Genomic DNA, 12,536 nt, shown 5'->3' on the forward strand with positions numbered 1-12,536 from the left:
CGCCGCCGGCTGCGCTCGCGCTGCCCGACCGGCCCGCGATCGCCGTGCTGCCCTTCACCAACATGAGCGGCGACCGCGAGCAGGACTATTTCTCCGACGGCATCAGCGAGGACCTCATAACCGCGCTGTCGAAGCTGCGCTGGTTCTTTGTCGTCGCGCGCAACTCTTCCTTCGTCTACAAAGGTCGTGCCGTGCACATCCACGAGGTCGCGCGCGAGCTCGGCGTGCGCTACGTGCTCGAGGGCAGCGTGCGGCGAAGCGGCGAGCGGCTGCGCATCTCGGCCCAGCTCAACGACGTCTCGACCGGCAGTCATCTCTGGGCCGAGCGCTACGATCGCGAGCTTGCCGACATCTTCGCCGTGCAGGACGAGATCACGGAAGCGATCGTCGCCGCGATCGAGCCGCAGCTCTACGCGGCCGAGAGCTTTCGCGCCCAGCAGAAGCCGCCGGGCAGCCTGGACGCCTGGGACCTCGTGATGCGCGCGCTGTCGCATTACTGGCGCATCACCCGCGAGGACAATGGCGCCGCGCAAGGATTGCTCGAAAAGGCGATCGCGATCGATCCCGCCTACGGCAAGGCGCTGGGCCTGTTCGCGACCAGCCATGTCTTCGGTGCGCATATGGGCTGGGCCGACATGGCCGCAACCGTTCCCATCGCGGAAGCCGCAGCCCTCGCGGCGGTGGTGGCCGATCGCGAGGACGCCTGGGCCCATCTCGGCCTCGCCTACACCTATCTGTTCCGCCGCCGCTTCGACGACGCGCTGGCGGAGTTCGAGCTGGCGCTGAAACTCAATCCGAATTTCGCGATGGCGCACGCCTTCTACGGCGTGACGCTATGCTACGCGGGACGATGGCAGGACGGCGATGCGGCCGCGCGGCGCGCGCTGCAGCTCAGTCCGCGCGATCCGCTCGCGGGGATCTATTGCGGCGTTGCGGCCTATGCCCAGTTCATCGGCCGCAATTACGAGGCGACCGTGCAGATGGCGCGGGAGTCGATGCGACAGCGCGGCGATTTCGTCGGCGCACATCGCGTGCTGACTGCCGCCGCCGGAATGTTGGGCGATCCCGTGCTCGCCGCGTCCGCGCTGCAAGGCCTGCGCCGCACCCAGCCCGGCATCTCACTCGCCTGGATCATGCGCGAGCTCCCGATGCTGCGGGAGGAGGATCGCGCGCACTATCTGGAAGGATTCCGCCGCGCGGGGATGAAGTGACGAACTTCTCCCTCTCCCCGCTTGCGGGGCCGCGACGAGCCTCGCTCGCGCTGAGAGAGTTGGGGTGAGGGGGAGTCTCCGCAGGGGCGCTATCAGTTGGACTCGCGGAGAGTCCCCCTCACCCGGATTGCATCTTCGATGCAATCCGGCCTCTCCCCGCAAGCGGCAGGGCTATCGCATATGACGGTTGAGAGGGTGCCGACCGAGCTCGGCCTGCATGGTTCGAGACGCCCGCTTCGGCGGGCTCCTCACCATGAGGGTTTGATATCTCGCCGCGAAAGGTGACCTCATCCTGAGGGGCCGCCGTAGGCGGGCGTCTCGAAGGATGGCCGCAGGCGAGCTTCCCGGCACGTTTTTCTTCATATGCGATAGCCCTGCCGCAAGCGGGGAGAGGCGAAGGACACCCTACTCCTGCATCATCTCGCCGCTGCCGCCGAACTCCGCGGGAAAGTCCTTCAGCTTGGGCAGGCCGTCGCGCATCGGCAGCACCGTCTCGGCATAATTGACGTGGACCCCGGGCGTGAAGGCGAGTGTGGGGATGGTGGCGGTGAAGACGTCGATCAGATCGAGCGGCGGGTGATTGGTCATGAGATGGCCGCCGCACTTCTTGCAATATTTGCGCTGGCTGAGCGGCGTCTTGGCAAAGGTCTCGACGTGCTGGGCGCCTTCGGTGATGCGCACGGCTTCAGGCTTCCACAGGCTGAAGGCGTTCACCGGTCCGCCCGACCACGAGCGGCAGGAGCGGCAATGGCAATAGCCCATCGCCGCCGGATCGCCCGTGACCTCGATCGTGACCGCGCCACAGAAGCAATTTCCGACATGTTTCATTTGGTCGTCTCCGTTGATGAAGGTTTGAAATCGTTACTCTCTTCCCGCTCCCTATCCGCCGAAGCCTCGGCGAAGATGAAGGCGGGATCGAGACGAGCTTCGCTCACTCTGAGAGGGTCGAGCTAAGGGGGCGAGGTGACGGGGAATCACCCCCGGGGGATATCAAAGGCTGAACTGCTCCGCCCTTCCCCGCATCCTCCTTTTGGAGGACGCGCGGAGAGACAAAGCAGCGCACATATTCACGCCGACCTGCGCCAGGGAATAAGCATCGACACCCGTTGTTTGTACTGCCGGTAATCGTCGCCGAAGAGATCGACGAGGTCGCGTTCCTCCAGCGCGATGCCGACGAAGATGTAGAGCGTGGTCACGGCCGCAAACAGCAGGTGGCCCGCGGTCATGGTCGGCGCCGCCCAGAACGCAATGATGAAACCGAGATAGAGCGGATGGCGGACGAACTTGTAGAGTAGCGGCGTCTTGAAGCGCGCCGGCGTCACTTCCTTGCCGACGAGATGATTGGTCACCTGATGCAATCCGAACAGTTCGAAGTGGTTGATCAGGCAGGTGCTGATGAACACGAGCACCCAGCCTGCGAAGGACAGCGTGACCAGCGTCACGGCAAGATCGGGATCCTGGACGTCCCATATGATCGTGGGCAGTGGACGCCACTGCCAGAACAGGAGGAGCAATGACAGGCTCGAGAACAGCACATAGGTGCTGCGCTCGATCGGCCTGGGCACGAACTGCGTCCACCACGCCTTGAACCGCTGGCGCGCCATCACGCTGTGCTGAACGGCGAACAGCGTCATCAGAAGGAGATTGACGATGACGGCCTCGGCCGTCGGCGTCTCGGGTCCGGTGTCGATGGTCTTCGGAACCACCAGCCCCATCACGAAACCGATCGCGTAGAGAATGGTGACGAAAAACACGAGATATGCCGCAATTCCGTACAGAAAGGCGAGGAACTTGAAAATGCGTGAGCCCGCAAACTCCGGGCTGATCGAATGAACCTGATGGTCAATTTGGGTCATAGAAAGCTCCGTTGTGCCGAGGCATCGGCACTGTTTGGTAGCTGCACCATGCCGGATCTGACGGCCCGAGGCTTTCGCGGACGGTTGATTTTCGCCTGAGACGACTTTGATTTTTGCTTGAGACGACAGAAACGTGCGATTCCTCTTTGAAAACAACGTGCTCGACGGCGACCTGCGCGAGCTGACCCGCGCCGGAACAACCGTGCCGCTGCAGCCGCAGGTGTTCGATCTCTTGTATTACCTCGTCGCGCAGCGGGCGCGCGTCGTCAGCAAGGATGACCTGATCAGCCAGATCTGGAGCGACCGCATCGTCTCGGACTCCGCCCTGAACAGCCGGATCAATGCCGCGCGCAAAGCGCTCGGCGACGACGGCGCGACGCAGCGGCTGATCAAGACGATTCCGCGCAAGGGCTTTCGTTTCGTCGGCGAAGTCCGGGAAGAATCGGCCGCAACGCTTGCGCCGGCCGAACCCGGCCCAGCCCCGGCGCGCGCCGTGACGGACCGTCCCGCGATCGCGGTGCTCGCCTTCGAGAACATGAGCGGCGATCCCGCGCAGGAGTATTTCGGCGACGGAATCAGCGAGGACATCCTCACGGCGCTGTCGAAGCAGCGCTGGTTCATGGTGGTCGCCCGCAACTCGTCCTTCACCTACAAGGGACGCGCGGTCCACATCAGGCAGATCGCCGAGGAGCTCGGCGTCCGCTACATCGTCGAGGGCAGCGTGCGCAAGGCGGACAACCGGGTGCGCATCACCGCGCAGCTCAACGACGCCACCACCGGCAGCCACCTCTGGGCCGAGCGCTACGACCGCGAGCTGGTCGACGTCTTCGCCGTGCAGGACGACATCACCAACGCGATCGTCGCCGCGATCGAGCCCCAGATCCATGCGGCGGAGAATTTTCGCGCCGACCGCAAACCTCCCGCGAGCCTCGACGCCTGGGACCTGTTGATGCGCGCGCTGTCGCATTACTGGCGGGTGACGCGGCAAGACCACCAGGCCGCGCAGGCATTGCTCGAGCGCGCCATTTCCATCGACCCGAATTACGGCCAGGCACTGTCAGTGCTCGCGGCAAGCCACATGTTCGGCGTACACCTCGGCTGGGCGGAGCTTGCCGCGGCGGCGCCGATCGCGGAGGCCACCGCGCTCGCCGCGGTGCGCTGCGACCACGAGGATGCCTGGGCGCACACCGCGCTCGGCAGCGTCTGCTTCTCGACACGACGGCTTTCCGAAGCGCTGTCCGAGTTCGAGCAGGCGCTCGCGCTCAATCCGAACTTCTCGCTGGCCCAGGGCTATTACGCGCTCGCGCTGTCCTACGCCGGGCGGTCGGGAGATTCGTTCGAGGCGGCGCAAAAGGCGATCCGGCTCTCACCGCGCGATCCGTCGTTGGCGATCTATTACGGCATCGCCGGCTATGCGCGCTTCACCGAGCGGCGCTACGACGAGGCCATCACGCTGGCGCGCGAGGCGATCCGCCATCGCGGCGACCTCACCGGCGCCTACCGCGTGCTCGCCGTCTCCGCCGGCATGACCGGCGACAGCATGCTTGCGGAGATGGCGCTGGGCGAGCTCCGCCGCACCCAGCCCAAGATCTCGCTGCACTGGATCGCGACCCAATTGCCATGGGCCAATGAAGCCGATCGCGAGCACTATCTCGAGGGATTCCGGCGCGCGGGATTGCGGTGAGGGCCCTTGAAGCATTTCGTTCCGATGGAATCGGAACGGGGCTCTAGATTTTTGTTTTGACGCGTTTCCTTTACGCGAACCGGTATCCACTTCGCTCGAAAACGCTCTAACCCTCCCCTGGAGGGTGCACGGCGGCGCTACCTTCGCTTCCGGCGCAGATGGACGATGACGTCGAGCCGCGCGATCTCGTGGCCGGGGAGCGCTTCGGGTATCTTGGTGAAGGTCAGGCCGTCGGCGACGTCGACCAGCACGTCCTCGCCTTCGAGATAGAAGTGCGGATGCACGGACGTGTCGGTGTCGAAGAACGACTTGATGCCGTCGGCGGCGATCCGGCGCAACAGGCCGGCTTCAGTGAACTGGTTCAGCGTGTTGTAGACGGTCGCGAGCGACAGGTACGCGTTCGCCGCCAGCGCCTCTTCGTAAAGCCCTTCCGCGGTGACGTGACGGTGGCCGCGCAGGAACAGCAATTGGCCGAGCGCCAGACGCTGACGCGTCGGGCGCAAGCCGGCATCGCTCAGCAATTGCAGACAGCGCTGCACGCCTTCGTCCGGCGGCGGCTCCGGTCCGGCGACGCCCGGGCCGCTCGCGTCATCCGAAGGGATAGTCGTGGCCTGGATGTCCATCGATCGCCTCACGGCTTGGGGATCGGCGACGCCGCGTCCCGCCAGTTGCCATTCGATCGCAGAAGCGGCGACTTGGCTTTGATCCGGATCAAATTCGGAGCGGCCCCTGCATCTGACCTATCGAAAGGCGGCTCGATTTATTCCCCGCCACGGCGGCTCAAAGAGCTCAAGGCGCGCCTCGGCCACTCGATGCTATTCATCACCCACGATCTACGCATCGCAGCCCAAATCTGCGACCGTATCGCGGTGATGCAACGCGGCGCCATCGTCCGGCTGAAACCGACCGCGCAGCTCTTCGCCGCGCCAGAGCACGCGTATACGCGCGAGCTGCTCACGGCGGCGACAGGGCGCAAAGAGCGCGCGCCGGCGGCATGAGATGGGCGCTTCGCCGGTTCCAGCCGACTTCGCATCCCTTCGGTATTCCGTTCCGACCCGGCAGCGGCGCAGTCACGCGCTTTTTATTCGCCTTGACCGCCCACGCCGTTTCAAAGAACCGGGCAGCACCCTACATCGAGATCGAATGATATCCATCATCTCATGATGGACACCAGTTAATGTTTGGAGTCGACATGGGCGAAGTTATTCAGTTTGTCTCAAGGTCGGAGCGCGAGCGACTGCGCCTCATCAAGGAGGCGCGTGCGATCTATGACAGCATCTTTCCGCCGGAGCCGGTCAACGAGGAGCAGGGCAACGCAACGATCAGTCGCGCAGTCAGCGGCGGCGATGTAGGAAACCTCTCGTGATCAAGATCATCGCCGTGCTCTGCAGCCTCTCATCTCCTGCCAATTGTCACGAGCAGGTCGTCACGACGTCGGACTTCGCTCAGGTCTCGGTGCAGTCCTGCCTGATGGGCGCGCCGCAACTCGCCGAATGGATGAACCAGCATCCGGCCGAGCGCCTGGCGGGATGGCGCTGCGTGCTTGGTCAACAGGGCGGCGGGGGCGCTTAGGATCGAAGATCCGCTCCTCAAGTGCTTCAATGCATTCTTGTTGTCGGTCTCGACGTGGCCCCGCCTCCTTCCGAAGAATGAGGAATGCCCGGATGAAGTCCGCGCACAGCGACGTGGGGGCGAGCGATGGTCGACGACAATTCCGGCAAGCAGCCGACCGAATACGGCGTCGTGCCCATCGAGGTGATGGCTTCGATGTCGGGGCTTGATTTCGTCCGCGCGATCTTCGCGCGGCAATTGCCCGAGCCGCCAATCATGCAGACCGTCGAGCCGTTCGACTGCACCGCCGATCCCGGAGTCGTCGTGATCCATAGCGTCCCGGGCTTGCGTCACTACAACCCGATCGGCTCGGTGCACGGTGGCTATGCCGCGATCCTGCTGGATTCCGCGATGGGCCTTGCAGTGCAGAGCACGCTGCCCGCAGGTACCGGCTATACGACGCTGGAATTCAAGATCTCCTTCGTGCGCGGCATGAGCGAAGCGAGCGGCGTGATCCGCACCGAGGGTCGCGTGCTCAATGCCGGCCGCCGCGTGGCCACCGCCGAGGCGCGCATCACCGATACAAAGGGCCGGCTGCTGGCGCACGCGACGACGACCTGCCTCGTGTTCGGAATTGGAAAGGACAGCGCGGAAGACTGACGTTGAGTTGCCCAGCCAGCGGGGCGGGCACCGGCTGACCGGCATCGGCTCCCACCTCGCCGGAGCGCCCTCTATCTCGTGGTGTTGCTCCAGGTCGGGACCGCGTTGGTCACGCCGACCGACGGCCAGTTGTATGATCCGATCGACGGCGCCGTGACCGTGCCGACCGACTGTCCGGACGAGCCGTAAGACGCCCTGGGTTGCACGGCCGGCGATCCGACGCCGCTAAAGGTCGGGGCCACCACACCGGTGCTGTAATGTCGGCTCGACCGGTGCTTCTTTGCTTCAGCCGCGAAAGGAGCGGCCGCCAGTCCGGCAGTGATGAGTACGGCAATGGCGAGTTTGAGGCTTGTCATCGCTGATCCCTCCGTCGCTAGGAACCCCTAGTGCCATGTGTTCATTCATCGGAAGATTTCCATAGGCACCCGTTCATAACTCCGTGCACGACCGTGATGTTGACGAGGCCGAACTGGCCGCCAGTGGGGCTGAAGAACGAAGGATAGATGGACTGGACGACATCCCCCGACAGAGGCAGCTTGAACACAGGCATGCGAATTCCCCTCGCTGACGCTCGACCGGCGCTGACACACTATCATGATCATGCCTGCCTTCGGATGGACCCGAATCAGCGTTAGTGCATTGCCTTCAGTCGCTCCCCCTGGACGCAAGCAGCATGACCGGCCCCGAACTGAAGCAACTCCGCGACGATCTCTCCGACACTCTCGGGCGGAAGCTCACCGCGTCCGACATGGCCAGGCTTTGCGGACTGACGGGCAAGGACGGCGCCGACACCATCCGGCGATGGGAGGTGAGCGGCCCGACGCCATCCGCGACCAAGGTGCTGCGCGTCCTCGCGATGGCGAGCGAGCGCTACCCGATCCTGGAGAAGTTCGACATCTTTGATCGTCACGACGTGCGCGAGGAAGACCGGCCGGCAAAGCGCGCGGCATTCCGCGAGCAGATGCGCGACGAGGTGCGGCGCCGTCTTGGTTAACGACAGACGCGCGCAAGTTACCCGAAGGCTACACAGTTAAGCCTTCCTTCAGCATTTCTTAAGCTGCCATTAAGCACGAAAATCATTTGCAGCCCAATAAGTTAGGTTGGCTGTCCTTGTGCCATGGATGTGACAGCATTTTCTTCAAAAGCGAGCTATCTGCAAAACCAACGACGGCGCGGACAGCGCGCCTGCCGGGGATAAAGTGTTGGAGTTCGAGACTATGAAGAAGATTCTGTTTGCGACCGTTGCGCTGCTCATGGTGAGTGCGGCTGCGCCGGCGATCGGTGCCGATCTCGGAGCGCGCAACTACTACAAGACCCCCCGCGCCGGCCTACGTCGCGCCGATCTACAACTGGACCGGTTTCTACATCGGTGGCCATCTCGGCGGCGCCTTCTCCAGCGACAACAATTTCAACGGCCTCTCCACCGGCAACAACGGCAACGGCCGTTTCCTCGGCGGCGTGCAGGTCGGTGCGGACTGGCAGCTCAACCCGTACTTCGTGGTCGGCGTCGAAGGCCAGTATTCCTGGCTCTCCGGCAACGTTGGCGCGGTGTTCCCGGGCGGTGTTGCCTACACCAACGACCAGCGTGGCCTTGGCTCGATCACCGGCCGCGTCGGCTACACCTGGGGTCCGGGCCTGCTGTACGTGAAGGGCGGCTACGCCTATTCGGACAACAATGAGAAGGTGACGGTTGGTGGCGTGCCGACCGGCTTCATCATCGATGGCGATCATCGCAACGGCTACACCGTCGGCGCCGGCATCGAGTACATGTTCGCCCCGAACTGGTCGGCCAAGGCCGAGTACCAGTACTACAATTTCGGCGACGCGCACTTCATCGCAGGCCCGCTGGTGGGCACCGGCAACTTCACCACCGACGACCACACCGTCAAGGCCGGCCTCAACTACCGCTTCAACTGGGCCAGCCCGGCGGTCGCGCGCTACTGATCGCGCCTCAAAAATCTCTTTCGCCATCAAGGGCCGGCAACTCTGCCGGCCCTTTCTTTTTCGCTGTGCGGAACAGACGCAACCGATTGTGCAACTTGCGATTTTTTAACCCGCCCCAAGGATACTCCGCCGCGAAAATATTAAGAGATCATGGGTGTGGGGGAATTTCGATGGCGATCCGTCTGAGTCTTAGCCGCTTCCTTGGCCGTTTTCGGCCTCGCTTCAAGATGCCGAAATGGGGTGTGCGCGGCAGTCTGTTCGCGGCCTTCGCGCTGATTGCTGGCATGGGCCTCGTGATCGCGGCCGGCGCCGGCTTCGTCTTCAATCATCTCGGCGCGACCATGATGGATCTGAGCGGCCGCGACATTCCGCGCCTCTCCGCCAGCCTTCAGCTCGCCTCGCAGAGCGCAACGCTCGCGGCGCAGGGCCCCGGCCTCCTGGCATCGCCCTCCGACGAGGCACTGAACGAACGCACCAAGAGCGTAAAGGACATCCAGCAGCTCGCCATGGCCAAGCTCGGCGAGATCATCGAGCTCGGCGCCGACAAGCAGACCGCGAACGCGCTGCGTGACACCGCCAAGAGCATCGACGAGGCAACCCAGAGCCTGGTGTCGGCCGCACGTGAACGGCTCGATACCGGCGCGCTGCACGACAAGCAGTATGAAGCGCTGCGCAAGGCGCAGCTCGCCTTCGTCGGCGCGGCAGGTCCTGCGATGCTCGATGCGCAGACGCGCCTGAACGCGATCCTCGGCGCCGCGGAAGTCTCCGCTGACGAAGCCACCGAAGCCGCCCGCACCGTCGCCCAGATCTCGACGATCTCCGCCAACGGCAATCTGATGGCCGCCGACATGATGGCGGCACTCTCGGCCAACAACAGCGACACGCTGGAGGCGATCGAGAAGGAGTTCAAGGCGACCCGCGACCGCGTCAAGTCGAACCTCGAGGACCTGCCGAATATCCCCTCCATGCAGGCGACGCGCGACGCCGTGCAGAAGCTGCTCGCCTTCGGGGAGGGCAAGACCGGCGTGTTCAAGATCCGCCAGAAGGAGCTCGACTCCATCGATTACGGCCAGACCATCCTGGACGAGACCCGTAAGCTCAATGTCGGCCTCGGCATCAGCGTGCAGCAGCTCGTCGACGGCGTGCAGAAGGAGACCAACGCGTCGACCTTCCAGGCCCGTCAGGAAATCTCGTTCGCCACCATCGCCATGCTGGCGCTGGGCGCGCTGATGCTGGTCGGCTCGGCCCTGTTCGTCTGGCTCTATGTCGGCCGCAACATCCTGCGCCGGATCGGCGCCCTGCATCAGTCGATGCAGCTGCTCGCGAACGGCGACCTCGAGACCGATATCTACCGCTCGAAGAACCACAATGACGAGATCTCGGTGATGGCGAACACACTGCAGGTGTTCCGCGAGAGCATGATCGAGGCCCGCGCGCTGACGGGCGAGCAGGACAAGGACCGTGTCGCCAAGGCCGAGCGTGCCGCGCGCCTGGAGGCCAAGATCGCCGAGTTCGAGGGCACGGTGCGCACCGCGCTCGAAAATCTCGCGCAGTCGGCCAATTCGATGCAGTCGACCGCGCAGAGCATGTCGAACACCGCCGACCAATCCAGCGCGCTGGTCAACGCAGTCGCCTCCGCCGCGGAGGAAACCTCGGTCAATGTCCAGACCGTGTCGGCGGGCACCGAGCAGCTGTCCTCCTCGATCCAGGAAATCAGCCGCCAGGTGGTCACCTCGGCCGAGATCGCCAAGAAGGCGGTCGACGAGGCCGGCGCCACCGACACCACGGTACAGAGCCTCGCGGACAGCGCGAGCCGCATCAGCGTCGTCGTCGACCTGATCCAGACCATCGCCTCGCAGACCAATTTGCTCGCGCTCAACGCCACCATCGAGGCGGCGCGCGCGGGCGAGGCCGGCCGTGGCTTCGCGGTGGTTGCCTCCGAGGTGAAGAGCCTCGCGAGCCAGACCGCCAAGGCGACGGAGGAGATCCGCACCCAGATCGCCAGCATGCAGCAGGTCACGACGTCGGCTGTCGGCGCCATTCAGGGCATCGGCCGCATCATCGGCGAGATCAACGACGTCACCACCACGATCGCCGCCGCGGTCGAGGAACAGGGCGCGGCCACCCGCGAGATCGCCCGCAACATCCAGCATGCGGCCGGCGGCACCAGCGAGGTCTCCAGCAACATCGTCGGCGTCTCCACGGCGTCCGCAGAAGCCGGCGCGGCCGCAACGGAAGTGCTGGGCGCCTCGGATGCGCTCCGCCGCGAGGCCGACATGCTGCGTGGAGAGATCGACGCGTTCCTCAACAACATGCGGGCGGCCTGATTGTCGTTCCGGGGCGCCTCGAAGCGGCGAACTCTGGTGCGCAATAGCGCACCTGAGAATCCCGCGCTACAATCTCCGGATTCCGGGTTCGCGCTCACGCGCGCCCCGGAATGACAGCGGTTTTTGGCGCGCTCCAACCGGGACACGGAAATACGTCGCCCGGTATGACGGCCATGCAGCGACCACCCAGCGTAGTTTTTCGGCTGGCGCCCCACGGCCGGTCGGTTTAAGCCGGTAGCATGAATTCAAAAATCGATACCGCGCAGTCCTCGGCTGAGGCCCTGCGCTACCCCTGGGAACAGCATCCCGGTCCCGAAGAGGTCGTTGAGATACGGCCCGGCGTGTTGTGGGTGCGGCTGAAATTGCCGTTCCGCCTCAACCACGTGAACATCTATCTGCTCGCCGACGGCGACGGCTATGCGATGGTCGATGCCGGCTTCGGCAACGAGGAGACGATCGAGGCCTGGACGAAGCTGTTCGACGGTCCGCTGAAGGGCGTCAACATCACGCGGCTGATCGTCACCCACTCCCATCCCGATCATGTCGGGCTCGCGGGATGGATCGTCGAGCGGTTCAAATGCCCGCTGGTGATGTCGCAGGTCGAATATCTGCAATCGGTCTATCACCAGAACCGCGGCACCGAGGAACGACGCGAGGCGCAGCGGCTGTTCTTCCGCCGCCACGGCATGGACGAGTCGCTCACCGAGAAGCTGCTCGGCCGCGGCCAGGATTATCTCAAGCGCGTCTCGGTGCTGCCGCCGTCCTACCGCCGCATCTCGCACGGCGACGACGTCGTCATCGGTTCGCGCCGCTTCAAGGTGATCACCGGCGGCGGCCACGCGCTCGACCAGGTGATGCTGTATTGCGCCGACGACAAGCTGTTTCTCTCCGCCGACCAGGTGCTGAGCAAGATCTCGCCGAATGTCAGCGTGTGGGCGGTCGAGCCCGACCAGAACTCGCTCGGCGAATATCTGGCCTCGCTCGCAAGCCTTACCACCACCCTGCCCTATGACCTCCTGGTGCTGCCCGGCCACGGCGTGCCGTTCTATGGGCTGAAGACCCGCATCAAGCAGCTCGCCGACCACCACGAGGAGCGCTGCCGCCTGATCGCGGAGGCGTGCCGCGAGGTGCCGCAGACCTCGCGCGCATTGGTGCCTGTCGTTTTCAACAAGCACGTACTGGACGAACACCAGCTGGGCTTTGCCGCCGGCGAGCTGGTCGCCCATGTCAACTACATGATCGTCGAGGGCCGGCTGACGGCGGAGACGAAGGACGGCATGCTCCAGTTCAGGACGACCTGAGC

General features: G+C 64.4%; 12 protein-coding genes and 2 pseudogenes. 10 read left to right on the top strand and 4 right to left on the bottom strand.

The window, feature by feature from the left end; genetic code table 11:
• On the top strand, positions 1-1,211 hold a 1,211-nt coding region (locus AC630_RS35330; protein ID WP_074123028.1), incomplete at its 5' end, for a hypothetical protein.
• 405 nt (positions 1,212-1,616) lie between these two features.
• Here AC630_RS35330 and AC630_RS35335 read toward each other — a convergent pair.
• Together AC630_RS35335 and mddA are read right to left on the bottom strand one after the other, a co-directional pair.
• Positions 1,617-2,039 (bottom strand): GFA family protein, encoded by a 423-nt coding sequence (locus tag AC630_RS35335; RefSeq protein WP_074123029.1) that lies wholly within the window; start codon positions 2,037-2,039, stop codon positions 1,617-1,619.
• A gap of 239 nt (positions 2,040-2,278) precedes the next feature.
• Positions 2,279-3,067 carry a methanethiol S-methyltransferase gene (gene mddA, locus AC630_RS35340; RefSeq protein ID WP_074123030.1) on the bottom strand — a complete coding sequence of 263 codons (789 nt, stop codon included), beginning with the start codon at positions 3,065-3,067 and terminating at the stop codon, positions 2,279-2,281.
• A 133-nt stretch (positions 3,068-3,200) separates the two neighbouring features.
• Between mddA and AC630_RS35345 the strand changes: the two genes are divergently transcribed.
• On the top strand, positions 3,201-4,751 hold the full coding sequence (locus tag AC630_RS35345; protein WP_074123031.1) for a winged helix-turn-helix domain-containing tetratricopeptide repeat protein: 1,551 nt from the start codon (positions 3,201-3,203) through the stop codon (positions 4,749-4,751).
• A gap of 137 nt (positions 4,752-4,888) precedes the next feature.
• On the opposite strand, the gene irr is transcribed toward AC630_RS35345, so the two are convergent.
• Positions 4,889-5,374, bottom strand: a complete 486-nt coding sequence (irr, locus tag AC630_RS35350) for a Fur family transcriptional regulator Irr (RefSeq protein ID WP_074123032.1) — start codon at positions 5,372-5,374, stop codon at positions 4,889-4,891.
• A gap of 150 nt (positions 5,375-5,524) precedes the next feature.
• Here irr and AC630_RS35355 point away from each other — a divergent pair.
• From AC630_RS35355 to AC630_RS35365, 4 genes and pseudogenes are all read left to right on the top strand, one after another.
• Positions 5,525-5,749, top strand: a pseudogene (locus AC630_RS35355) (microcin ABC transporter ATP-binding protein); the annotation flags it as partial.
• 194 nt (positions 5,750-5,943) lie between these two features.
• Positions 5,944-6,117: a hypothetical protein gene (locus tag AC630_RS45885; RefSeq protein WP_167561343.1), complete on the top strand. Its 174-nt coding sequence runs from the start codon at positions 5,944-5,946 to the stop codon at positions 6,115-6,117.
• Entirely contained in the window at positions 6,114-6,323 is a 210-nt protein-coding gene (locus tag AC630_RS35360; RefSeq protein ID WP_074123033.1) for a hypothetical protein, read from the top strand. Before AC630_RS45885 ends, AC630_RS35360 begins: the two co-directional genes overlap by 4 nt.
• A 126-nt stretch (positions 6,324-6,449) precedes the next feature.
• Positions 6,450-6,962: a PaaI family thioesterase gene (locus AC630_RS35365; protein ID WP_074123034.1), complete on the top strand. Its 513-nt coding sequence runs from the start codon at positions 6,450-6,452 to the stop codon at positions 6,960-6,962.
• 71 nt (positions 6,963-7,033) lie between these two features.
• On the opposite strand, the gene AC630_RS35370 is transcribed toward AC630_RS35365, so the two are convergent.
• The gene (locus tag AC630_RS35370) at positions 7,034-7,318 is read right to left on the bottom strand and encodes a hypothetical protein (RefSeq protein ID WP_074123035.1); all 285 of its coding nucleotides are present in this window, start codon (positions 7,316-7,318) and stop codon (positions 7,034-7,036) included.
• Positions 7,319-7,635: 317 nt separating this feature from the next.
• Between AC630_RS35370 and AC630_RS35375 the strand changes: the two genes are divergently transcribed.
• From AC630_RS35375 to AC630_RS35390, 4 genes and pseudogenes are all read left to right on the top strand, one after another.
• Positions 7,636-7,956: a helix-turn-helix domain-containing protein gene (locus AC630_RS35375; protein ID WP_074123036.1), complete on the top strand. Its 321-nt coding sequence runs from the start codon at positions 7,636-7,638 to the stop codon at positions 7,954-7,956.
• A 223-nt stretch (positions 7,957-8,179) separates the two neighbouring features.
• A pseudogene (locus AC630_RS35380) lies at positions 8,180-8,906 on the top strand (outer membrane protein).
• Between the two features lie 170 nt (positions 8,907-9,076).
• Complete coding sequence (locus tag AC630_RS35385) at positions 9,077-11,233, top strand: methyl-accepting chemotaxis protein (RefSeq protein WP_074123037.1); 2,157 nt, start codon at positions 9,077-9,079, stop codon at positions 11,231-11,233.
• A gap of 239 nt (positions 11,234-11,472) precedes the next feature.
• Entirely contained in the window at positions 11,473-12,534 is a 1,062-nt protein-coding gene (locus AC630_RS35390; RefSeq protein WP_074123038.1) for an MBL fold metallo-hydrolase, read from the top strand.
• Positions 12,535-12,536: the final 2 nt, after the last annotated feature.

This window comes from Bradyrhizobium sp. AS23.2, assembly GCF_001908185.1.
Taxonomy (GTDB): domain Bacteria; phylum Pseudomonadota; class Alphaproteobacteria; order Rhizobiales; family Xanthobacteraceae; genus Bradyrhizobium.